Annotated in this window: 27 protein-coding genes; 4 read left to right on the top strand and 23 right to left on the bottom strand. The window is 35.7% G+C overall.

What is annotated here, in order from left to right:
- Position 1: 1 nt before the first annotated feature.
- The 21 genes from aroB to prsW form a co-directional block, all read right to left on the bottom strand.
- Positions 2-1,078, bottom strand: coding sequence for a 3-dehydroquinate synthase (gene aroB, locus ACZ5N5_RS15495; protein ID WP_109984261.1), 1,077 nt, complete (start codon positions 1,076-1,078; stop codon positions 2-4).
- Positions 1,079-2,245 carry a chorismate synthase gene (gene aroC, locus ACZ5N5_RS15490; RefSeq protein WP_109984260.1) on the bottom strand — a complete coding sequence of 389 codons (1,167 nt, stop codon included), beginning with the start codon at positions 2,243-2,245 and terminating at the stop codon, positions 1,079-1,081. It abuts the gene before it with no gap.
- Positions 2,246-2,335: 90 nt separating this feature from the next.
- The gene (locus ACZ5N5_RS15485) at positions 2,336-3,106 is read right to left on the bottom strand and encodes a CheR family methyltransferase (protein WP_277677940.1); all 771 of its coding nucleotides are present in this window, start codon (positions 3,104-3,106) and stop codon (positions 2,336-2,338) included.
- 32 nt (positions 3,107-3,138) lie between these two features.
- Positions 3,139-3,585 carry a nucleoside-diphosphate kinase gene (gene ndk, locus ACZ5N5_RS15480; RefSeq protein ID WP_277677939.1) on the bottom strand — a complete coding sequence of 149 codons (447 nt, stop codon included), beginning with the start codon at positions 3,583-3,585 and terminating at the stop codon, positions 3,139-3,141.
- A gap of 18 nt (positions 3,586-3,603) precedes the next feature.
- On the bottom strand, positions 3,604-4,575 hold the full coding sequence (hepT, locus tag ACZ5N5_RS15475) for a heptaprenyl diphosphate synthase component II (RefSeq protein WP_464372726.1): 972 nt from the start codon (positions 4,573-4,575) through the stop codon (positions 3,604-3,606).
- Between the two features lies 1 nt (position 4,576).
- The gene (gene menG / locus ACZ5N5_RS15470; protein WP_109984256.1) at positions 4,577-5,302 is read right to left on the bottom strand and encodes a demethylmenaquinone methyltransferase; all 726 of its coding nucleotides are present in this window, start codon (positions 5,300-5,302) and stop codon (positions 4,577-4,579) included.
- Positions 5,299-6,060 carry a heptaprenyl diphosphate synthase component 1 gene (locus ACZ5N5_RS15465; RefSeq protein WP_054859360.1) on the bottom strand — a complete coding sequence of 254 codons (762 nt, stop codon included), beginning with the start codon at positions 6,058-6,060 and terminating at the stop codon, positions 5,299-5,301. The genes menG and ACZ5N5_RS15465 overlap by 4 nt, the downstream gene beginning before the upstream one ends.
- 237 nt (positions 6,061-6,297) lie before the next feature.
- A complete protein-coding gene (locus ACZ5N5_RS15460; RefSeq protein WP_054787972.1) occupies positions 6,298-6,570 on the bottom strand; it encodes an HU family DNA-binding protein in 273 nt (90 codons plus the stop codon).
- 486 nt (positions 6,571-7,056) lie between these two features.
- Complete coding sequence (gene spoIVA, locus ACZ5N5_RS15455; RefSeq protein ID WP_054859359.1) at positions 7,057-8,535, bottom strand: stage IV sporulation protein A; 1,479 nt, start codon at positions 8,533-8,535, stop codon at positions 7,057-7,059.
- A 310-nt stretch (positions 8,536-8,845) separates the two neighbouring features.
- Positions 8,846-9,562, bottom strand: coding sequence for a hypothetical protein (locus ACZ5N5_RS15450; RefSeq protein ID WP_109984255.1), 717 nt, complete (start codon positions 9,560-9,562; stop codon positions 8,846-8,848).
- Positions 9,563-9,582: 20 nt separating this feature from the next.
- Positions 9,583-9,786, bottom strand: coding sequence for a DUF2768 domain-containing protein (locus ACZ5N5_RS15445; RefSeq protein ID WP_425454574.1), 204 nt, complete (start codon positions 9,784-9,786; stop codon positions 9,583-9,585).
- A 256-nt stretch (positions 9,787-10,042) separates the two neighbouring features.
- Positions 10,043-10,303: a stage VI sporulation protein F gene (locus tag ACZ5N5_RS15440; protein WP_054859356.1), complete on the bottom strand. Its 261-nt coding sequence runs from the start codon at positions 10,301-10,303 to the stop codon at positions 10,043-10,045.
- A gap of 58 nt (positions 10,304-10,361) precedes the next feature.
- Positions 10,362-11,402 carry an NAD(P)H-dependent glycerol-3-phosphate dehydrogenase gene (locus tag ACZ5N5_RS15435; RefSeq protein WP_109984254.1) on the bottom strand — a complete coding sequence of 347 codons (1,041 nt, stop codon included), beginning with the start codon at positions 11,400-11,402 and terminating at the stop codon, positions 10,362-10,364.
- Between the two features lie 12 nt (positions 11,403-11,414).
- Positions 11,415-12,725: a ribosome biogenesis GTPase Der gene (der, locus tag ACZ5N5_RS15430; protein WP_054859688.1), complete on the bottom strand. Its 1,311-nt coding sequence runs from the start codon at positions 12,723-12,725 to the stop codon at positions 11,415-11,417.
- Positions 12,726-12,854: 129 nt separating this feature from the next.
- Positions 12,855-13,448 carry a YphA family membrane protein gene (locus tag ACZ5N5_RS15425; RefSeq protein ID WP_277677936.1) on the bottom strand — a complete coding sequence of 198 codons (594 nt, stop codon included), beginning with the start codon at positions 13,446-13,448 and terminating at the stop codon, positions 12,855-12,857.
- A 136-nt stretch (positions 13,449-13,584) separates the two neighbouring features.
- The gene (gene rpsA, locus ACZ5N5_RS15420; RefSeq protein WP_464372725.1) at positions 13,585-14,727 is read right to left on the bottom strand and encodes a 30S ribosomal protein S1; all 1,143 of its coding nucleotides are present in this window, start codon (positions 14,725-14,727) and stop codon (positions 13,585-13,587) included.
- Positions 14,728-14,827: 100 nt separating this feature from the next.
- Positions 14,828-15,406, bottom strand: a complete 579-nt coding sequence (locus ACZ5N5_RS15415; protein ID WP_464372724.1) for a lysophospholipid acyltransferase family protein — start codon at positions 15,404-15,406, stop codon at positions 14,828-14,830.
- 2 nt (positions 15,407-15,408) lie between these two features.
- On the bottom strand, positions 15,409-16,074 hold the full coding sequence (gene cmk / locus ACZ5N5_RS15410; RefSeq protein ID WP_245902306.1) for a (d)CMP kinase: 666 nt from the start codon (positions 16,072-16,074) through the stop codon (positions 15,409-15,411).
- Positions 16,075-16,242: 168 nt separating this feature from the next.
- Positions 16,243-17,574: a germination protein YpeB gene (ypeB, locus tag ACZ5N5_RS15405; protein ID WP_109984249.1), complete on the bottom strand. Its 1,332-nt coding sequence runs from the start codon at positions 17,572-17,574 to the stop codon at positions 16,243-16,245.
- 15 nt (positions 17,575-17,589) lie between these two features.
- The gene (gene sleB, locus ACZ5N5_RS15400) at positions 17,590-18,414 is read right to left on the bottom strand and encodes a spore cortex-lytic enzyme (protein WP_425454577.1); all 825 of its coding nucleotides are present in this window, start codon (positions 18,412-18,414) and stop codon (positions 17,590-17,592) included.
- 200 nt (positions 18,415-18,614) lie between these two features.
- On the bottom strand, positions 18,615-19,280 hold the full coding sequence (prsW, locus tag ACZ5N5_RS15395) for a glutamic-type intramembrane protease PrsW (RefSeq protein ID WP_054787996.1): 666 nt from the start codon (positions 19,278-19,280) through the stop codon (positions 18,615-18,617).
- Positions 19,281-19,336: 56 nt separating this feature from the next.
- Between prsW and ACZ5N5_RS15390 the strand changes: the two genes are divergently transcribed.
- Complete coding sequence (locus tag ACZ5N5_RS15390) at positions 19,337-20,299, top strand: asparaginase domain-containing protein (RefSeq protein WP_054859352.1); 963 nt, start codon at positions 19,337-19,339, stop codon at positions 20,297-20,299.
- Positions 20,300-20,303: 4 nt separating this feature from the next.
- On the opposite strand, the gene ACZ5N5_RS15385 is transcribed toward ACZ5N5_RS15390, so the two are convergent.
- Both ACZ5N5_RS15385 and ACZ5N5_RS15380 read right to left on the bottom strand, forming a co-directional pair.
- On the bottom strand, positions 20,304-21,278 hold the full coding sequence (locus tag ACZ5N5_RS15385; RefSeq protein WP_054787968.1) for a YpdA family putative bacillithiol disulfide reductase: 975 nt from the start codon (positions 21,276-21,278) through the stop codon (positions 20,304-20,306).
- A 23-nt stretch (positions 21,279-21,301) separates the two neighbouring features.
- On the bottom strand, positions 21,302-22,534 hold the full coding sequence (locus tag ACZ5N5_RS15380; protein WP_109984246.1) for a Glu/Leu/Phe/Val family dehydrogenase: 1,233 nt from the start codon (positions 22,532-22,534) through the stop codon (positions 21,302-21,304).
- 210 nt (positions 22,535-22,744) lie between these two features.
- Between ACZ5N5_RS15380 and ACZ5N5_RS15375 the strand changes: the two genes are divergently transcribed.
- The 3 genes from ACZ5N5_RS15375 to ACZ5N5_RS15365 are packed head-to-tail and all read left to right on the top strand — an operon-like array spanning position 22,745 to position 23,819.
- Positions 22,745-22,963 carry a spore coat associated protein CotJA gene (locus ACZ5N5_RS15375; RefSeq protein ID WP_054859348.1) on the top strand — a complete coding sequence of 73 codons (219 nt, stop codon included), beginning with the start codon at positions 22,745-22,747 and terminating at the stop codon, positions 22,961-22,963.
- A gap of 4 nt (positions 22,964-22,967) precedes the next feature.
- Positions 22,968-23,234 carry a spore coat protein CotJB gene (locus ACZ5N5_RS15370; RefSeq protein ID WP_054787965.1) on the top strand — a complete coding sequence of 89 codons (267 nt, stop codon included), beginning with the start codon at positions 22,968-22,970 and terminating at the stop codon, positions 23,232-23,234.
- A 15-nt stretch (positions 23,235-23,249) separates the two neighbouring features.
- The gene (locus tag ACZ5N5_RS15365) at positions 23,250-23,819 is read left to right on the top strand and encodes a manganese catalase family protein (RefSeq protein ID WP_054859347.1); all 570 of its coding nucleotides are present in this window, start codon (positions 23,250-23,252) and stop codon (positions 23,817-23,819) included.
- The last annotated feature ends 17 nt before the right edge of the window (positions 23,820-23,836 follow it).

The following is a 23,836-nucleotide window of genomic DNA, read 5'->3' as shown; positions in this document are numbered from 1 at the left end:
GTTAACCCAACTCTCTGATAAAAATTTCAAGATGTTTCTTAAGCACTTGGTCTTCCAAATTTACAATCTTTGGTTGCCCAATTTTTTCTAAAAGCACCATTTGCACTATCGCATTCTCTGATTTCTTGTCAAGTTTCATGCGATCTATTACGTGTTCGATGTTTAAAGACGAAATCGTTAATGGATAATTATTTTCCTTCAACCATTGAAGTAGACTATCATAAGGTAACTCTACTTGGAATATTTGTTCACTTACACGTATAGCAAATAACATACCAATGGCAACAGCTTCTCCGTGTGTAATGTTACCGTAACCTAATTCAGCCTCGATCGCATGTCCAAGAGTATGCCCAAAATTCAGAAATTTCCGAATATCATTTTCCTTCTCATCTTGTTCTACAATCCTTGCTTTTACTGCAATTCCTTTTTGTAATTGATCGACTAAATCGTATGGGTCCAATGTGTTACGTAAATTAGTCTTCATGATTTGATCTAAGAACGCTTTTCGACTAATAAATCCATGCTTAACAATTTCTGCATAACCAGATCGAATTTCTTTAGCAGGCAAGCTAGTTAATGTCTTGACATCATAAATAACTGCCACAGGTGGATAAAAATTTCCGATTAGGTTTTTTCCTTTCGGATGATTAATAGCTACCTTACCACCGACACTACTATCATGTGCTAAGATTGTTGTTGGAACTTGAATGAAATCAATACCACGCATATAGGTTGCAGCAACGAACCCAGCAAGATCGCCAATCATTCCACCACCAAGTGCAATGATTAATGATTTCCGATCAAGATGATGATCGACTGCTTCTGTTAAAAGCTGATAATAATAATCGATACTTTTCGATGCTTCACCAGCTGGGACAGTGGCTATACCGATATTATCACAGTGTGACTTTAGTCCTGTTTGAATCGTTTCGGCATATAATGACCTTACCGCGCTATCTGTAATGATTAATATATTTGTGTATCGTTTAGGAAAATATTCAGCAATATTTGTTAATAACCCTTCACCGATTATCACATCATATTTATTCGTACTTGTTTGAATCGTTTGTTTATGCATTTAGAAACACCTAATTTCCTCACGATATTGATCAATCGCTTCTTTAAGTTTTGGAAATTGATCATTGGGAAACTGTTCTAAAATTGCTTTGGCTATTTCAAAGGCAACTACATGCTCCATTACCACAGCAGCTGCAGGCACCGCACAAGAATCTGAACGTTCGATACTTGCACTAAATGGTTCTTTTGATTCGATATCTATACTTTGTAATGGTTTGTAAAGGGTAGGAATTGGTTTCATAACACCTTTTACTACAATAGGCATTCCTGTTGTCATGCCACCTTCAAAACCACCTAATCGATTCGTTTTTCGGTAATATCCTTGTTCTTTTGTCCATGCGATCTCGTCATGCACTTCACTACCATTTTTTCGCGCTGCTTCAAATCCAATACCAAACTCTACTCCTTTAAATGCATTGATACTTTGAACGGCTCCTGCAATACGCCCATCAAGCTTGCGGTCATAGTGAACATAGGAACCAATACCAGCAGGCATTCCTTCCACGTAAACTTCACAAACACCGCCTATGGAATCTCCGTCTTTTTTCGCTTGGTCAATGGCATCCATCATTTTTTTACCAGCAGCATCGTCTAAAGAGCGTACAGGAGATGCCTCTGATATATTGATTCTTTCTTGAATACTTAAATTAGGTTTTTCCTCTGCTTTTATTGCTGCAATTTCTTTTACATATCCGATAATATGGATGTCTAAATGCTTTAGCAATGTCTTGGCAACAGCACCTGCTGCAACACGAGCAGTGGTTTCTCTTGCGGAGGAACGCTCTAAAATATTTCGCATGTCCCGATGACCATATTTTAGCGCACCATTTAAGTCGGCATGACCAGGTCTTGGTCTTGTTACAACTCTCCGGATATTTTGTTCTTCTGGTACCGGATCTTCTCCCATTACATCAACCCAGTGCTTGAAATCATCGTTATGTACAACAAGCGCAATGGGTGATCCTAGCGTATATCCATGTCTAACTCCACCGACGATATCCACTAAATCTTTTTCTATTTGCATCCTTTTTCCTCGACCATGCCCTTTTTGACGACGTAATAAGGATTCATTAATATCTTCTTTTGTGATTGGCATTTGAGCTGGTAAGCCTTCAACTATCGTGGTTTGCTGCTTACCATGTGATTCACCTGCAGTTAAGTAGCGCATAAAAAGTCCCCCCAGTAGATTCATTTTGTATTACTATATCATATTTTTTTTATTTGTAAGTAAATGAATTTCACAAAGTATGAAAATAAACTACTTTCTTGTATAAAAAAAAGTATCCATGACACGCAGATCAAATTTTTCCGGACGAAAAATTTGTTCCGTGCTACCGACAAAAAACACACCATCATCTGCTAAGGACTTACTAAAATGATGATAAATAGAATTTTTTGCTTCCTCTGTGAAATAAATGAGCACATTTCGACATACTATTAAATCCATATTAGTTGGATATTTGTCTGCTAGTAAATTATGTTTTTTATAGGTAATACATTGCTTAATATATTCCTTTACTTTGTAAGTATTTCCTTGCTGTATAAAGTGCCTTTCCTTCATTTCTTCTGGCACATCCTGTACAGCACGCTCATTATAGATACCTTGCTTCGCCCTAGCAATTACATTATCATCAATATCTGTTGCTAAAATATCCACTTCGGTGGTTTGCCAGAATTTGCTTGCAATTATTGCTAATGTATATGGTTCTTCTCCTGTAGAACATGCTGCACTCCAAATTTTTATTTTGTCTTTCTTTGCTTTTAACTTCGGGAAGATTTCCTTTTCTAAAACGCTCCATCTACTAGGATTTCGATAAAATTCTGATACATTAATAGTCACTTTATCCAAGAATTCTTGTAATAATGTCTGGTCTTTATTAATGGCATCAAAATAGTGATCGAACGTTCGGAATCCCCGTTTATTCCTTAGTGAAGTTAATCTTCTCTTCATTTGTGCTTCTTTATACAAGCTTAGATCAAGGCCCGTTTTACTATGAACCTTTTGAATGAACGCTTGGTATTCTTCCATTTCTCTTCTCCCTTAGTATTGTAAACAAGTGGTTATCTAAGCCAATTATCAACGTCTTTTGGGTATTCGATTAGTTCTTCCTTATTAAAAAATAGTGAAATTTCTCTCTCTGCACTCTCTTCGGAATCAGATCCATGAATGATATTTCGATGTGTAACCATTCCATAATCTCCTCTAATCGTCCCTACTTCAGCTGTCGATGGATTCGTTTTTCCCATCATTTTTCTTGCTGTAGAGATAACCTCTTCGCCTTCCCATACCATAGCGAATACAGGACCGGAAGTAATGAATTCAACTAGTTGATCAAAAAACGGCTTTCCTTCATGCTCAGCATAATGTTTTTGAGCTAGTGATTTTGAAATAGTCATTAATTTAGCCCCGACTATCTTGAAGCCTTTCTGCTCAAATCGTGACACAATATCTCCAATTAAGTTGCGTTGTACACCGTCTGGTTTTACCATCAAAAATGTTCTTTCCATTTGATTCACCTCGAATAGTTAGATTTTTCTATTACCTATGAAGTTTGCAATATTTTCAAGAGCACTTTTGGATTGATTGTTTGGTAATTTTTTTAACGAGTGATAAGCTTTCTTTAAATATGTATTACTTACTCTTCTTGCTTTTTCTATAGCACCAGATTTTGCAATTGCCTCTACCACTCGTTTTAGTTCTACCTGGCTCATTTGCTCTTTATTTGCAAATAGATTGATAATAGAAGCCTTTATTTGTGGATTTTCCATCGCATATAATACGGGAAGAGTGATATTTCCTTGTAGTAAATCACTTCCAGATGGTTTCCCGAGCTCTTTTTCTGTTGCTGTGAAGTCAAGAATATCATCAATAATTTGATAAGACATTCCCATATAATAACCATAATTATATAATGCTTTTTCTGTTTCACTAGAAGTTTCGGCTACAACTGCTCCTAATTGGCAACTAGAGGATATGAGCAATGCCGTCTTTCTCCTAATCCGACGAAGATAGGAGCGGAAATTCTGCTCATAATTAAACTTATCTCTTATTTGTTCAATTTCCCCAATGGTTAATTCAACCATTGTTTTAGACAATATCTGATGTGCCCTCGGGTATTCAATATCTGTGAATTGCTGTAGTGCCTTTGCGAAGATGAAATCACCGGTTAGCATAGCAATTTGATTATCCCAATGTGACTTCACGGTAGGTTTTCCCCTTCGCGTATCTGAATCATCTATCACATCGTCATGAACTAATGACGCCATATGTATTAGCTCCACAGCACTTGCGACTTTCTTTATTTTACTAAGGTTATAGTTCCCAAACATTGCTGCCAATAAAACAAAAATAGGGCGAAGTCTTTTTCCACCAGCCCTTAATAATTGAGTAGATGCTTCATGTAACACTGGCTGATCTGTGAAGATCGTATCCTCTAATGTTGATTCGATTTGCTTTAAGTCTCTTCTTAAAAACGCATAATTTTTAGCAAGCTTCATTCTAGTCACCTTTACTATTTACTATCTTTTCCCCCATGTGCATTGCTGCTACACCACCAGTATAGCTTTTTATTTTAATATTACTTAAACCAGCTTTCTCGAATAATTTTTTTAATTCTTCTTTACCCGGGAAGTCTTTTGCTGATTCATGTAACCATACATACTCTTGATAACTTTTGGCAAAAACCTTTCCAAATAGTGGCATGATATTTTTGAAATAGAAATAATAGAGCTGTCTATATACAGGGATGGTTGGCTGAGAAGTTTCTAGACAAATCACCTTTCCACCAGGCTTCACCACGCGATACATTTCTTCCAACGTCCTTAAATAATCTGGTACATTCCTTAATCCGAAGCCAATGGTGACATAGTCAAAATAATTATCCTCAAAAGGTAAATCCATTGCGTTACCATGAACAAAGTCTATCTGTGGCAATTCTCCCTTTTGATTTCGTTGTTTGGCTACAGAGAGCATATTTTTACTAAAATCAAGGCCGATCACTTCTCCTGATCTACCTACTTGTTCCGCTAAGGCAAATGTCCAATCACCTGTCCCACAACATACATCTAAGGCCCTTTCCCCTTTATTAACTTGCATTCTTCTCATAACATCCTGACGCCATTTTTTATGCTTCTGAAAGGAGATGATAGAATTCATTTGATCATAATTATCGTAGATTTTTTCAAATACTTGGTGTACTTTTTCTTCTTTTGATTGTGGTTTCATTTCGATAATCCTTCTTCCAAAATGGTATTAACAGAAAAAGTGGTTAAAGGGTGAAGATATTCTGGTAATAATTTTTTATAGTCACTCAATTCTCTTTTGGTATAATGAATCATCTGCTTAAGCAAATTCTGTAAATGCTTTGTTGTGTTTTGCTTTAGTAGTTTATCTTGTACCAATTGATGAAAAAAAGTCTGGTCCCCTTGCTCTAACCTAGAATATTCTCTTTCTAATTTAATCGCAAGCAGCCATTTACTAACAAAATCAAAGTGAGTCTCTCGATTAAAATATGCTGCAACAGATTTTATAATCATGCTGTTTAAGGCAGAATAGTCTGCCAAAAAGCGATCCGTACGATCGTATGCTTGATAAAAAACGGTTGTTTTAAGTTTTGTTAGTTCATGAATACCTTCGGCGAGCTGGCGTATAAAGCTTATGTCACTGGATTGGGAAAGGATGTGATAATAAATGCCTGAATAATAATCACCTGCTAACACAGTGAGTTGTTGTTCTTTTTTGGCTTTAATATCTTGATCATCCATCTGTTTATCTATTTGATCATGTGTATTAAGTGCAATTTGAACAAGCATTGTTGCCAGAATAAAATTCTCCTTGTTCGCATTATTGTTAATAAGACAATCTAATGCTTGAATTTTTTCTGTCTCAACAAAAACGTTGTCTAGATGCTTGTTTAAGTATTTATTTTTTGTAGAAGTATGTATTAAATTCGTATAATGCTCGAATAATGGATGCTGCCTCATGAGAAATCACCGCAATTCTTGAAAAATCCTTTATTATCATATCATAAGTATATCATAATTTTACATTATTCTCTCGTAAAAACGTTCCTAATCGTAATATGCCCGTTTAGTCTGACTTAATAAAACAAAAGGAACAAACGGTTATTCCCTTTGCTTTATTAAGCCTTCTACTATAAATAGTGAAAAAAAAGGGTGCAAAATTGCACCCTTTTTATAGTTGCCCATATGTAATATCTATTATTTTACGATATCTTTTAGGGCTTTACCTGGTTTGAAAGCAGGAACTTTACTTGCTGGAATTTCGATTTCTTCTCCAGTTTGCGGGTTACGTCCTTTACGAGCAGCACGTTCGCGCACTTCAAAGTTTCCAAAACCAATTAATTGAACTTTGTCTCCACCTTTAAGTGAATCCATGATAGATTCAAAAACCGCATCAACAGCTTTTGTAGCATCTTTTTTAGATAGCTCACTTTTCTCAGCAACTGCATTAATTAGATCTGTTTTGTTCATGATATTCACCTCCTCCCAAAATAAGCTATAAAATTCGGAAATTATTTTCACAGAATTCTTTATAGCTTTGTCATCAGAATGTGATGACAAGGCTTATAATAACTGAGAATCCAATATAATTCAACAATTAATCTTGTTTTTCACTAGAAAAAAATTATTTCTAGTGAATTTTTGTTGAATTTACAAGAATAGTATCACATGTTCTAAAGTGATGCAAGTGTTTTCAAATGCCATGATATCAGCATTTGTTATGATTTGGAAATTCAATTTATCTATTTTATCAACAGTATAGACATTTTTTGAGATTCTATACTAAAAAATGAACGAAATTAGGAGGAAACTCCATCTAAGAACCTCTTCTTTCTTACATTTTGATGGAAATGGAGAATCACGGTTAAACTATGAAAACATTTCCTATTCAAATTTTTCACAAAAAATAAAAAAGCGTAACGCATGTAGCATTATCGCTTTTAAAATCGTTATTGGTTATAAAATGATTGCTATCAGACCACCAGAGCCCTCATTAATTATTCTTTCCAATGTTTCTTTTAGTTTAAATCTTGCATTCTCAGGCATTAGAGACAGTTTTGCTTGAATTCCTTCTCTAACGATAGAACTTAAGGAACGTCCGAATATGTCAGATTGCCAAATGGATAATGGATCTTCTTCAAAATCCTGCATTAGGTATCTAACCAGCTCCTCACTTTGTTTTTCCGTACCAATGATAGGTGCAAATTCTGACTCTACATCCACCTTAATCATATGGATAGAAGGAGCAACAGCTTTTAACCGAACGCCGAATCTTGGCCCTTGTCTAATGATCTCAGGCTCCTCCAATGCCATATCTGTTAGAGCAGGTGCAGCAACTCCGTATCCGGTTTGCTTGACCATTCTCAAAGCATCGGAGACTTGATCGTATTCTTTTTTGGCATTTGTAAATTCCTGCATAAGCTGTAATAAATGGTCCTTCCCTCTTATCTCTTCACCTACGATCTCTTTTAACACCTGATCATATAATTCGTTAGGAGCGTGGAGATCAATATCTGCAACCCCTTCTCCCATCTCAATTCCTGCTAATGTAGCCTGATCAATGAAATCAAATTGATCAAAATAACCGATAACGTGATCCACATCTCTTAATCTTTTAATATCTTTTACTGTTTCTTCAATCGCAACCTGATAGTTTTGTCTTAGCCAATGATTATCATCTAATACTAAAACCCAGCTAGGAAGATTCACATTAACCTCGAGCACAGGGAATTCATATAATACTTCTCGCAGAACATTATTTATATCATGTTCTGTCATGCTCTCGACACTCATCGCTAGTACTGGAATATCAAATTTCTCTGTTAACTCTTGTCTAAGTAATTCAGTCTCTTGATTAAATGGCTGAACAGAATTAATAACCATGATGAACGGTTTTCCTACTTCTTTTAATTCTTCTACAATTCTTGCTTCCGCATCCACATAGTCTTCTCTTGGGATTTCTCCAATTGTTCCATCTGTTGTTACTACAATTCCCATAGTAGAATGCTCTTGGATGACTTTTCTCGTTCCAATTTCAGCAGCATCATGGAATGGGATAGGCTCTTCATACCATGGTGTATGAATCATTCTTGGACCGTTTTCATCCTCAAAACCTTGTGCCCCATTCACTGTGTAGCCTACACAATCCACTAGTCGAACGTTTACTTCTAAGCCTTCATCTACTTGTAGCGTTACTGCTTGATTTGGAATGAATTTCGGCTCTGTTGTCATAATCGTTTTGCCTGCTGCGCTTTGTGGTAATTCATCCTGTGCTCTTAATCGGTCACTTTCATTCGGAATATTAGGTAATACTGTTTTTTCCATAAATTTTTTAATAAATGTAGACTTACCTGTTCTAACTGCTCCTACAACACCTAGATAAATATCACCGTTCGTACGCTTCGAAATATCCTTGAAGATATCTACTCTTTCCAAGTGATCCCCTCCCGATCTATTAAACATTTATGATAACTCGAGCAATTGACATTTATAGTTTATGATGTTGTCCTATTAAAATATGCTAAGAAATAATAAGTAGTGGAAAATAATTTTATCTATTGTCTGTAAACAAGTCCTAAATTAGTAGTAGACGATAGATAGTACCTATTTTTCTATCTAGTCCTATATTATTTTAATTAATCCGAAATATGCTTCAAGCACAAAATGATATAAAAAGTAAAAAATGTAGGAAATGAAAAACCGGACTTTATCTACCTCATTTTCTGATAAAGTCCGGTTTCTTATTTTATTGGATTGCAAAAACAGGTTCGTTATTTTTTACATAATATGGAGCAGAATATGCTGGTACAATAGGATATTGATCGGTTAAAAGTGATCGAATATCTTCATCCTGTTGAAAAGTACGGTCTGTTTCTTCGAGTAATGGATATAAATCTAATCGATAGTCAATGATCAATTCACCATCTGTATTAATCAATATTGGTAAATTATTCCCCGAATAAGGGCTTTCAATATGCGGAGGCTTGTCTAGGTTTAATGCCTCATAATTCAAGGTATAGACCCCTTCTCCTTCTTTTTCACCAAATGGTGGATATGTATGTTCATTCCGATAAAAATTAAGCTTTTGCTGTACTTCTCTTAATTGGTCTGTCACTCTTAAATCGATGACTTTTACAGTCGGCTCTGTTTCTACATCAATTAGAACATATTGATAGAATCCACCATTTTCGAAAGCAGATCCAGGGATGGATTGAATTAATCCTTGTTGTTTTAATAAGGTAAAATCAATAAGATATTTTTGGTAAATAGGTGTATCCTGATCTTTTGTAATAATTGGGAGTCTTCCTTCATTTCTCTCTTGATATTGATTAATAGCTTGTTGAACCATATTCAATTGTGCATCGTTTGTGAGTTCATTTTGGCTCAATTGTTCTTGTGGATACATACAGCCTGATAACATTAATAGCAATAAGATTAGTAAAAAGTTATTTCTTAGTGTCATTCTGTCTCTTTCGCCTCCATTTATGCTGTAGGTCCTCTTAGTACAACAAAGGCGATAATTAAACCGCCAATAATTAAAAAAGCATAAGCAAATGTTGCTACAATGCCTGCTACAATCCCTTTCAATTTATATCTACTTAGTAAGATTAGCCCAATTGCCAAAAATAGTGCAAACATTCCAGCAAAAGAAACCCACATCATCATCATTGAAGCTGACAATATCATTTCATCCTTTCCTTCGTATAAGCATTCAAATCGTTTAGATCCTATCGATTATAAATATTATAGCACAATTACTCCATCATCCTTAATTTTCTTCAATGAACAAAAAACAATGATTAATAAAAAAAACCGAGGTAGAAGGGGCAGATCTACTTCGGCAATGACTAAATTAATACCCTTATTCACCCTGAAAGTGAATGCTTGTGCGATTTATTCTATGCGAAGCAATTGGATATTGCATCCTCATGTGCCCATAGGATCACTTTTTAAATAATTTACTCAGTGTATTCATATCTGCAGGCATATTATTGTTCGTAATGGCTTTGACAATTTTATCTTCTTTTTCTTTTGAGACAGGTTTACCTGCCATATTTGAAAGGCGGCGAATTAACTTTCTAACAGTAGCTTCGTCAGAAAAATCTGCATTTTGCACAGATTGGGCTACCTTCATAATTTCATCAGCCTGAATGTTTGATTTTTTTTGTATTTGATCAAACATTTTTTGTTTGTAATCGCTCAATGTCACTCCTCCTAACTATAGATTTCCATTCCATAGTATGCAAGGAGTGTGTAAACAGTTAATGAGAATACCTATTGGACCATATTCGGATGATGTCTTCCATTTCATTTGTTTTATTTCTTTGCATCAATTTGTCAACAACATCCTTTGGGTGCTTGTCATGAAAAATCACCTCATATATCCCCGAAGTAATAGGCATCTCCACTTCCCATTTTTCAGCTAACTGGTATGTGGCCTCAGCTGTTCTAACACCTTCGACCGTCATCCCCATATGCTGGAGAACTTCCTTTAATTTTTTCCCTTTTCCTAATAAATTTCCTGCACGCCAATTTCTACTATGTACACTCGTGCAGGTTACAATTAGATCCCCTACTCCTGATAAACCAATAAAGGTAAATGGGTTTGCCCCTAATACAGTAGCAATTCTAGAGATCTCTGCAAGTCCTCTCGTAATTAGGGCTGCTTTCGCATTATCACCATAGCCGAGTCCATCGGAAATACCTGCACCTAAGGCAATAATATTTTTTAATGCCCCACCTAACTCAACCCCAATAATATCCTTACTTGTATACACTCTAAAGTATTGATTCATAAAGAGATCCTGGGCTATTCTAGCAGCCTCTTCCTTTGTTGAGGCAGCTGTTACCGTGGTAGGATGTTTTAAACTCACTTCTTCTGCATGACTTGGGCCGGACAATGCAACAATATCCAAATAGTTTGTTCCCGTTAATTCTTCTTCAATAATTTCAGAAATTCTCTTATGTGAAATTGGTTCAATCCCTTTCGAACCATGAATAACGAGAAGGTTGTCATGAAGATATGGCTGAAGTTTTTTACATGTCTCTCTAATCGCTTTGGCTGGCACTACTAATACAACCGCATCTACATCTTTAGTTGCTTCTTCCATTGAATCTACAATCTTTAAGTCTGATGGCAAAACAATGTTTGGTAAATATTTTTCATTTTTTTTAGTTTCAATCATCATTTTTTTCTGTTCTTCTTTATGTGTCCATAACCGAACATCATGATGGTTATCTTGGAGAACCATTGCTAAAGCTGTTCCCCAACTACCTGCACCTAAAACAGCAACTTTTGACATCTTTAATTCCCCCTAACTCCGTCTTCTTGCATAAATCTTGATCGGTGTTCCTTCAAAACCGAATGCTTCTCTTATTTTATTTTCCAAATACCTTTCATAAGAAAAGTGCATTAATTCAGGATCATTAACAAATACCACGAAAGTTGGAGGTTTTACAGCAACCTGAGTAGCGTATAATACTTTAAGACGCTTCCCGTGTTTCGTCGGTGTTGGATTTATAGCTAGAGCATCCATGATGACATCATTTAATACATTCGTTTCCACCCTTTTGGTGTGATTTTCACTTGCCTGAATTATTTTTGGTATTAATGTATGAATTCTTTTTTTCGTTTTTGCTGAAAGAAAAACAATTGGTGCATAATCAAGAAATGAAAAATGTGCTCGAATTTTTTCTTCAAATTCCTTTATTGCATGATCATGTTGTTCGATCGTGTCCCACTTATTTACTACAATAACTACTGCTTTTCCTGCTTCGTGAGCATAGCCAGCAATTTTTTTGTCCTGCTCAATTATACCTGTTTCTGCATCGATTAGAGTCAAAACGACATCAGATCGCTCGATTGCTTTTAATGCTCTCAAAATACTGTATTTTTCTGTAGTTTCATAGATTTTTCCTCTTTTTCTCATTCCGGCAGTGTCGATAATGACGAAATCCTGATCTTCCTTAGTGAAAGATGTGTCAATCGCATCTCGTGTGGTGCCTGCAATATCACTTACTATTACCCTTTCTTCATTCAACAATGCATTTACTAAAGAGGATTTCCCTACATTAGGTCTCCCAATTAAGCTAAAATGAATAACATCATCCTCAATTTCATCATTAAGATGTTCAGGAAATAGATCTACTACTCGATCTAATAAGTCACCTAAACCGAGTCCATGAGTTCCCGATATAGGATATGGCTCACCAAATCCTAAAGAATAGAACTCGTATATTTGCTCACGCATTTCAGGATTATCTATTTTATTAACAGCTAGGACAATTGGTTTACTTGATTTAAATAGCAGTTTTGCTACTTCTTCGTCTGCTGCGGTAATTCCTTCACGTCCATTTACTAGAAAAATGATGACATCAGCTTCACGAATTGCAACCTCTGCTTGCTCTCTCATCTGTATCAGTAATGGTTCATCTCCTATTTCAATACCACCAGTATCAATTAATCGAAAATTATTATTTAACCATTCAGCCTTTGCATAAATTCGATCTCTTGTAACACCAGGTATATCCTCAACAATTGAAATTCTTTCTCCTACTAATCGGTTAAATATCGTCGATTTTCCAACATTAGGCCTTCCTACTATCGCAACTACTGAATTTCTCATGAAGGCACATCCTTCCTCAATAAATTTCACCATCTTCATATCACCTATTAAAGTTACCATAAACGATTGGAAAAAGACAAGCTTATAGAAGTTTAGTTTACATAACATAATTATCGTTTATTAAGTGAATTAACTTACCTTTTTTGATTCAATCACCTGAAGTAGCACATCCACCTTATGCATAAATGTTTTCCAAAAGTGTTGTATCGTAAAAAGGACGATCACTCCGACAAAGATATTGTAGAAGTGTTGAAAGTTAATATTGTATTGTAAATAATAACTCCAACAAATAAATGTATAAAGTGTGTGACCAATCGCTAGACTTGTACACCACATTAAGATTTTCGACTGAAATTGTTTTTCAACGAACATGAATACAACAGTAGAGAACACAATAGCTAAGGTAACAAACCAGCTATCATCAAATATTGGGCTAGTAAATCTCCAAAGGAAATAAATCACATAAAGATAAGCAAATAAGAGGATAAGCAGATATTTTTTTAGCTTTAGCGGGAATAACACAAGACCTAGAAAGCTGTATAATAAAAGGAATATAAGGGACATAGGAAATAAAATACCACTTAGTTCAAGTGTATAAGGAACACATATGCTTAATAGAAGCAAACCAATTCCATAATAAGTCCGCTGGATCGACTTCCCCATAAAAAAGGTAACTAAACACCAAAGCAACCAAATACCCCATAAAAATAGATTTTCGTTCATAGCTATCACCCTTATCATTATCGACATGACAGCTTTATTTATACATCTGATGATAAACTATATGAAAGAAAGTGGAGCAAAAAACAAGGGCTACCACATTCAACTCATCTGTTAAATGAAGTAGCCCTTAAAAACACTAATTTTTATACTTATCTAGCTTATCGCCAATCATGTCTCCAAGCTGGAATCCTGATTGATCTTCTGTAGCTTCATATTGTTTGATCTCCTGGTCTTGTTTTTCCTCTTCTAGTTCTTTTATACTCAATGAAATACGCTTTTCAGAAGCATTCACTTCAAGCACCTTCACATTTACTTTTTGACCAACTTCTAGTACTTCCCCTGGAGTTCCAATATGTTCTCTCGAAATTTGAGAAATATGAACAAGTCCTTCTACACCAGGTAATACTTCTACAAATGCCCCAAAGTTCACTAAGCGTTTAACTGTACCTTCTATCACATCATTTACTGCAATCTTGTCTTCGATGTTGTCCCATGGGCCAGGAAGTGTAGCTTTATGGGATAATGAGATTCTTTCTTCCTCTTTATCCACGGATAGTACTTTAACTTGAATGGTATCACCTTCTGATACAACATCAGAAGCCTTGTCGACATGAGTATGTGATAATTGGGAAATATGTACTAAACCATCAATTCCACCTATATCTACGAACACACCGAAGTCTGTGATGCGTTGAACGGTACCTTCTAACACTTGACCCTCTTCTAATTGCTCTAGCAATTCTGACTTTTTCTGTTGTGCTTCTTGCTCTATTACAGCTCGATGGGAAAGAATAATACGATTTTGCTCTTTATCTAATTCGACAATTTTTAATGTAAGTGGTTTATCCTTGTAATCTGAAAAGTCTTCTACATAGTGTGTTTCTACCAAGGAAGCAGGGATGAAGCCTCTTACTCCCACATCGACCACTAGACCACCTTTTACGACATCCTTCACTACTGCTTCAAGTGTTTGATTTTCGTCGAACTGTTTTTGTAAATCCTCCCAAGCCTTTTCAGCAATGACCGCTTTTTTAGATAAAACGATCTCTTCATCTTCTATTTTCTTTACTTGTAATTCTAGTTCGTCTCCCTCATTAACCACGTCACTTGCAGTGTCAATACGCAAGGCAGATAGTTCACTAATAGGAACAATTCCTTCCACCTTTTGACCGATATCTACTAGTATATGCTTCTCCTCTACCTTAACCACTTTCCCCTTAACAATGTCACCAATGGAAAGCTCTTTAATTTCGGAATTTTCTTGGTTCATCTCTTCCATGACAAAGACCTCCTTCAAATTACAACACAAAAAACATAAATGTGCTTTTTTCTAACTTCTAACATTTAGACAAATTTGTCAAGTTAAAACGATGTTGAAGTTAATAATTTTCTTTGATTTTTTTAATATGTTCCATTATAACATCTGTTACTTCTTGTGCGGAAGCTTTTTCACTTCTTAATCCCTCCATATCAATTGGTGGACCATAGTAAACCTTTAGTGGATCCTTACCACGATAATCACCAATAATCGCACAAGGAATAATGGTTGCCTTAGAACGAAGAGCAAAAAACCCAGCTCCTGCTAAACCTTTTTTTAATTCACCTGTCTTACTTCTCGTTCCCTCTGGAAACAAGCCAAGCACATTTCCATCCTTTAAGACCTCTAAGCCCTTTCGAAGGGCATTTCTATCCTTCATCCCTCTTTTGATTGGAAATGCATGGACATGCTTTAAAATAAACGCAAGCATTTTATTATTAAATAGCTCTTCCTTTGCCATGAAATGAATTTCTCGTGGACACGTAATTCCAACTACTGGGGGGTCAAAATTAGAAATATGGTTGGAACAAATAATTACGGGACCTGTTTTAGGGATATGTTCCGTTCCTACAGTTATTACTTTATACTTTGATTTTAACCATAGCTTAACAACAGAGCGAGCAAATTTATAGAAACTCATATTTATTCCACCTCTTGCACTAATGAAAGAATTTTATTGACTACATCCTCAATGCTAAGTGAGGTTGTGTCAATTTCGATCGCATCATCTGCTTTCTTTAAAGGTGAAGCGGTTCTTTCAGTATCCATTCGATCTCTCTTCTCGATATCTAACTTAATCTGTTCGAAATTACTAGGGAGGTGTTTAGTAACATTTTCTTCATGTCTTCTTTTTGCCCTTTCCTCCACACTTGCTATTAAAAACACCTTTACTTCCGCATCAGGTAGCACTCTTGTTCCAATGTCTCGACCATCCATGACAACCCCACGATCTGTTGCAAGCTTTTGCTGACGTGTAACCATTTCTTCTCTAACTGAAGGATAAGAAGCTATAAGAGACACATGATCCGTTACATCTGATGTTCTAATTTCCGCCGTTATCTTTTCGTTATTTACGTATACATCAAAATGTTGATCCAATAAAATGTTTGTTTTCTTTAGAAGATTAAGGACAGCATTTTCATCCTTCATATCTATATTGTCTTGGAGCACCTTGTATGTTAACGAGCGATACATCGCACCCGTATCAATATATACATAATGCAGTTTTTCTGCGACCTTTTTGGCTACTGTACTTTTCCCAGCTGCTGCAGGACCATCAATCGCAATAGCTATTTTTTTTTCTGTCACACTAAAAGCCCCTTTCATTGTGGTTCTCTTTTCAGAGCGTAAACCGTCATCATCCTTAGGACCACCTACTAGAGCGCCATAACTCTTCTATGGATGATGAATAAATACCTCTTATATATTATCACAAAAAAAAGGGAGAAGGGAACAGATTCCCTTCTCTAGATCGAACTAATATCTAATCTCTGCTTGTTTTAGCTTTTCAACACGCTCTTCATCACCGGACTCTGCATTGATAAATATTTTGTAGCTGTCGTTTCCTAATGTACCTAAGAAGACATACGCTAGGACTTCTTCTCCTAAATCATCCTCGATAATAGCTAGATGATTTTCATGAATTTTCAGGTTAGGATTGACTTCCTTTCTCGCTTCTTCTTCTGTAATTTTTGGTGAATGAATCTCTCGATCCCGATGGTTCTCAAAATAATCTTTTGCCACAAGTCCTAAAATATCTCCATTGTCTAAAGCTACTTTAACCTGAATCACATCAGGATAAATCCAGACGTCATCGACTTGAGGAATAAAATGAAAGACCCCTACATTATCATATTGATTACTTTCTAATAAAGCTAACTCCTCAAAATCTAAATCCTGCAGATATTGTTCTGCTAGTTGAGTTGCTTTATTTAGACCAATTTTAGCTTCCGTCACCTCTCGATTGATCATCATTGTAAGTGGATGACCACCATTTTGCGTAATATCGATATAACCTGATTGGTTATTTTTCTGGTACGATCCACTGTATAAAGGAACTGTAGCCCCGTCTCCAGTAGTAGTAACATTGATTTCTGTTTCCTTATCCACTTGTAGTAATTCTCTTATTTTTTTCTTTGCTTCTTCTTTCGATATTTTTTCATCACCAAGGATGCTAAAACCATCTTTTTTACTAGATGTTCCCATTAAGCTAGCATTCATTTTTCCTTCAGAATATCCTTCTACCGTTTTTTCCACTGTTTTAAATCCATCAATAATCGTATTATCTGCTTGTTCATCATTATTTACTAATGCTAACTGGACGTCCATCCATCTCAAGTTTTCATTTAAAACCATATTTTGAACTTTTCTTAATTCTGATTCAATATCTCCAGACATTTCATATAACGATTCAAAGGTTTGTAGTTCCTTATCTGATAATGGTTCTTTTTCTAAATCTCTAATTGCTGTTTGGTAACTAAAATCACCCATTTGTGACAAAAATTCTTCTGTTTTATTAAAAGGTAGTAACGTGAGTGGGAGTTGACCAACATTCCCGTGTGCCATAGAAGTAAGTCTCCAAATTTCAGCTAATTGTGGAGATAATTGTTCACGACTATTCATCGCTAAGGTTGATCCGATTTTGTCATGTAATAAATCCATATAATAGGCTAAATCATGAAAGGAGCGTTGGTAGCTGTTCTCTGCTTGTATCAATATGGCATTTTTTTCTTGATGCTCTTGATATCCCCAAACAGAAACCCCAACTATTCCTAAACTTAATAAAGTAATTAATAGCCATCTAAACATCATAACACCTCCAATTTACATACAGAATATATGCTTTCCTATTTTTTTGATTTGTGGTCTTGACCATATCCAATCAGATGTGGCTGTATTAGGGTTAAAATAATAGATAGCTTCACCCGTTGGATCCCAACCATTAATCGCATCTAATACAGCTCTCCGTGCTTTTTCATTTGGTGTTAACCAAATCTGCCCATCACTTACAGCTGTAAACGCACGTGGCTCAAAAATAACACCTGAGATGGTATTGGGAAAACTTGGACTTTCCACTCTATTTAAAATAACAGCAGCTACAGCTACTTGCCCTTGATATGGTTCTCCTCTTGCTTCACCATAAACGGCATTTGCCATCAATTTTATATCATTTTGTGAAAAACCTTGAGGAACGTTCACTGCTGTTGGCTCAAGATCCTCTTCCTTTGCATTATTTTTTTCCGTTTCTTGACCTTGATTATTTGGTGATGGATTTTTTTCTTTTGTTTGTTTCTCCATATCCATTCCGCCATAATGGGTAAAGTCTTTTCCTTTGTTTATCTGTTCTCTTACATATTGTTTGTTATACTCGCTAGCACTAATCAACTTTTGTTTTGTCTCTTCCCCAGCTAATCCATCAATATCTAAACCAAATTCGTATTGGAAATTTCTTAAAGCCCAATAAGTCCCCCAGCCAAATACTCCATCAATATTTCCGTTATAAAAACCAAGATATTGAAGTCTTGCTTGAAGCTCAATGACGTCTTCACCAGTTGCTCCGTGTTGTATTACTTGATCACTAAATGCTTTAACCTCCGTCTCTTGTGATGTTAACAAGAAAGGAAGGGAAAAAATAAATACAATTAGCATGCCAGTTTTGAGCACTTTCATTTTCATTACCTCCATTTAGCCCCATAAATTGAATTGATATATCGATAGGTTTTATTAATTAAAGGTAAATTATTCATGATTTTTTGTGTAAGTGTTGATGAAGGAATAAATCTGTTAAGTCCACTGTTTATAAATAATCAAAAAAGCTAGCAGGTGAAAATTTCCACCTGCTAGCTTTTTCATATTTCATATTGATGAAGCTTGGAATATTCGTTGGCCATTTTTACCTTTCTTAATCCATAAAACCATAATACAATCATAAATGGTATTAACCAATATAACCAAGATTTGGTGATGGTTTCTAAAATAAAATCATAGGTTCCGTGTAAAATAACTGGTATAATTAATGCGATCAATAAATGGAAATAGCTATTCTTAGAACGAAACTTTGCTCTTCCCATGTAATATCCCATAATAACACCAAATAGAGCATGGGAGGATACAGGGAATATGGCACGGCTAAAGGCACTTTCAATACCATGTGCGAATAAATAAAGCAAATTTTCAACCGTAGCAAATCCTAAGCTGATCGATACACCATAAACGATACCATCATATACAGAGGAAAATTTCGAATATTTATAGGTAGTAATTAAGAAGAAGAACCATTTAAAGAATTCCTCTAATAAACCAAAGAGAAAATAGCTTCTCCACATGGGCGTTTGAGCAATCCCTTCTTCGATAAAAGCATATTGGATGAACATAATAGGGAACACTAATAAAGCTCCATAGGTAAAAGTTCTGGTTACTGCGGATAAAGGTTCTAATTCATATTCATCCTTTAGGTAAAAAAAAGCTAATATGGCAAAAGCGGGAGCTATAGCTGCTGTTAAAAGTCCAAACAAATCGACACCTACTCTCAAAAAACTACGAATACACTACCTAAAAAGGCAGGGATAAAATGAAAGAAATTTTAGTAATTCATACTGGTGGAACCATATCGATGGTTCAAGACCATGAAGGTCATGTTGGATCAAGTGAGAATCATCCTTTATTAGATAAAGTTCAATCAACAGATTTTACGATTAGAGAAATAGAATTATTCTCATTACCTTCGCCACATATTACACCAAACCATATGTTAAAGCTTGCACAATTTGTGGAAAGCAATATTCAAGAGACAACGAGAGGTGTCGTCATAACCCATGGCACCGATACTTTAGAGGAAACTGCTTATTTTCTTGACCTTACCCTATCGACCTCTATACCTATTGTGTTAACAGGTGCCATGCGCTCTAGTAATGATGTAGGTTCAGATGGCTTGTACAATCTGCTATGCTCTATTCAAGTTGCCTCATATAAGAAGGCAGGAAACCATGGCGTACTTGTTGTATTTAATGATGAGATACATACAGCGAAATATGTTACGAAAACATCGACTAGTAATGTCTCAACTTTTAAGAGTCCTCCTGTTGGACCGATCGGTTTTGTTAATAAAAAAAGTATAAACTTCTATCAGCTATTAACGGATGAAAAAGAATATTATCAACCTAAGCAATTAACGAGGAATGTATTTCTAATAAAAGCTTTTACTGGTATGTCTCCTTCCATCCTATCGTGCCTATGCAGTCAAGAAGTTGACGGTCTTGTTATAGAAGGATTTGGGCAAGGGAATGTGCCACCAGATATTCTGCCAGCTCTAAAGCAATTAATCGATTATGGTATTACCATTGTTTTGGTCACCCGTTGCTATCAAGGCAGAGTTCAACCGACTTATAACTATAAAGGTGGCGGGAAAACATTACAGGATATTGGAGTGATCTTTGCTAATCATGTGAATGGTCCTAAAGCAAGAATAAAGTTAATGCTCCTTTTAGAACAAGGAGCAACAACTTATGAATTAGAACAAGCTTTTTGTGACTAAAACATTATTTGTTATGAATTGATCTGGCAATTAACCCTCCATGAAATCGACCATTTTCGATAAAGATTTCGTTATTATCATAACCGGCTGCGATAACACCGGCAATATAGACATTTTCAATATTTGTTTCCATTGTATCTGGGTTAAAGGTTGGTCGACCGGTAGCAAGATCCACAGTTATCCCAATATCCTTTAAGAAGGATTGATTTGGTTGATATCCTGTCATTGCAAATACAAAATCATTATCTAATTCTTTTTTCTTCCCATCTACTTCATAAATAACTTTATCTCTCGTTATTTCTAATAGATCAGCATTAAATTCCATTTTGATTTTACCATGCTTGATGAGTGAAACAAATTCTGGTAAAATCCATGGTTTTACACTTGGAGAATAATCTTGACCACGATATAGTACAGTGACTTTAGCTCGTGCCCTTTGTAGTTCAATCGCTGCATCTACAGCAGAATTTTTACCTCCAATGATACACACCTCTTTTTGATAGAAGGGGTGTGCTTCTTTAAAATAATGGGAAACCTTGTTTAGCTCTTCTCCTTTAATCTCCATACGGTTTGGTTGCCCGTAATAACCAGTAGCGATAACAATATACTTTGCCTTATACTGATTGATTTCCTTATCATAATTAACGGTTTCTAGAATAAAGGAGTTGCTCTTCTTATCAATAGAAGTTACCTCTTCAAAGCTGTTAATTCTTAATTTCTTCCTTTCAGCTACTGTTCGATAATAGGCTAATGCTTGATTTCGAACAGGTTTTTGTTTTTCTGTAACAAAGGCAACATCGCCTATCTCTAATTTATCACTTGAACTGAAGAAGGTTTGGTGGGTTGGATAACGATAGATCGCATCCACAATATTTCCCTTTTCAATCAATAATGGATCAATTCCAATATTTTGCAATTCAATGGCTGCAGACATCCCACATGGACCTGCTCCAATAATAATCGCTTGCTCCTGTTGCATTTTTATTAACACTCCCTTTTAATTTAAAGCCAGCCTCTAAATCGTAACGCTTCTGCTTGATTTCTTAACCCAATCATATAACTTGCAGTATATAAATTTACATCTTTCTGTTCTGCGATGTCTGAAACAGCTTGGATTGCTTGCTTGATTATAGTACCAAATAACTCTGTAATCTCATCATCAGTGAACTTTTTTCCCTGCTTATGTTCCATCCACTCGATATAGGCATATATAATTCCTCCGGTTGTAGATAATACTTCCGGAATTATTTGAACTTGTTGCTGATGTAAGAAGTGAATTGCTTCCCTTTCTAATGTATGGCTGACTGTTTCAACAATGAAAGTAGAATGTAATTGTTCAGCAAGCTCTTTAGTTATTTGTTCATTTTTCGTTGTTAAAATTAGCACATCTGCCTGCTGTCTCATTAGTTCTTCGATGGTTATACTATTTTTGTTTCTTGTAATGATTCCAAAACGATCCTTAGATTTCCATAACTCTGGTATGTCAATACCATCTTCTTCAAAGATGGCAGCTTGTGGGTCAGATATTCCTACAATTTTCGCACCTTTCTCATATAACGCATCTGCTAAATAACTACCGATCTGCCCAGTGCCATGTATTAATATTCTCGTATTATGTAAATCCAGCTGATGCTGCTCGGTCAAAGAAAGGATTGTCTGAAGGATCCCCTGTTTGATAGCTTCTTCTTTCTTTTTCAAACCACCTAGCACAAATGGCTTACCTGTAATAAAATTGGGATCTTCGTTTGCGTTCAATCTACTATACTCATCCATCATCCAGGCCATGATCTGTGGATCAAGTGAAGCATCCGATGAAGGTATATCTAGTTGTGGGCCAATAACGTGTTGAATGACCCGAACGTATCCTCTACATAGTCTTTCTAATTCCCTATAGGATAATTCTCGAGGGTCACACACAACTCCTCCACAGCTTCCTCCTAATGGTAGCTGTAGATTACTTGCTTTTACGCTCCTTAAGATTGCCAATGCTGAGACTTCTTTTTCCGTTAATGTTGGTCGAAAATGGACATTTCCTTGGGTCACACCAAATAGATCGTGATGCTGTATTCTATATCCAGTAAAAATTCGGATTTTATCATCATCCATCCGAACAGGAATACGTACTTTTAACACTCGAGAAGGTTCTTTTAATAAGTGATATATTTCATTAGGATATCCTAGTTGTCTTAACACATCTTCCATCATATTTTGCAAATGTTCATAGCTAGTGTTCAATTTTGTCCTCTCCTACCGATCCACGTAAAAATACATAATATTAGTATACAATTTTATTTTGCGATTGTGAAATATCCGATATGGTTTTTCCTATATTTTTCTTACTATGTAGTGCAATAGAAAGGAAAAAGAATCCTCTTCAGAATAACATAGGACAAACGTCCTGCACATACTATGATATAGGTATGGATAAGAAAGGAGAAGGTTTTATTGAATTTTACATTAGTGAAATGTTATACACCGTATATAAGCCCATTAGATCCTTGCAAACCTATCTTAAAAAAATGTTATTCAACTCCACCTAATCTTTATTTAAATTTTCAGCCAACTAATTTAGAACAATATCCAACAGCACGAGAAGCCCTTTTTCGTGGTACACTTTGGCCATTTCTTTATGACCCATATTATCTAAAGCGAGAGGAGGCATAACCAGATGAGTCAATCCGCTTTACCAGAGTCCTATTATCAGCTATTAGAGAAAATTCAAGCAGTTGACTTCGTGTTAGTCGATCTTACACTCTATTTAGATACCCATCCCGATGACCTTGATGCGATAAAACAATTTAACCAAGCCTCTTATGAAAGCAAACAATTAAAAGCAGAGTTTGAGAGTAAGTTCGGTCCTCTTATGCAATTTGGTGGAAGCTTTTCGAATTATCCGTGGGATTGGAAAAATGCCCCATGGCCATGGCAAGTGTAAAGGGAGGGAACAGCAATGTGGTATTACGAAAAAAAACTTCAGTACCCTGTAAAGGTTAGTCAATGTAATCCAATGCTTGCGAAATATTTAATCGAGCAATATGGTGGTGCAGACGGAGAATTATCAGCAGCACTCCGTTATCTCAACCAACGCTATACGATACCAGATAAGGTTGTTGGCTTGTTAAATGATATCGGTACAGAGGAATTTGCCCATCTGGAAATGATTGCGACAATGGTTTATAAATTAACAAAGGATGCCACTCCTGAACAACTAGAAGCAGCTGGCTTAGGCGCACATTTTGTTAATCATGATCATGCTTTATTTTATCATAATGCAGCTGGATCTCCTTGGACGGCAACCTATATCCAAGCAAAAGGAGATCCGATAGCTGATTTGTATGAGGATATTGCAGCAGAAGAAAAAGCTAGAGCAACTTACCAATGGATCATTGATTTATCGGATGACCCTTTTATTAATGACTCCTTGAAGTTTTTAAGGGAAAGAGAGATTGTCCATTCACAACGTTTCCATGAAGCGGTTGAAATATTAAAGGAAGAACGTGATCGAAAAAAGATTTTTTAATATGACAAAGCGCCTAT

This window comes from Gracilibacillus sp. JCM 18966 (assembly GCF_055392695.1).
This window is presented reverse-complemented; position numbering and strand designations above follow the sequence as displayed.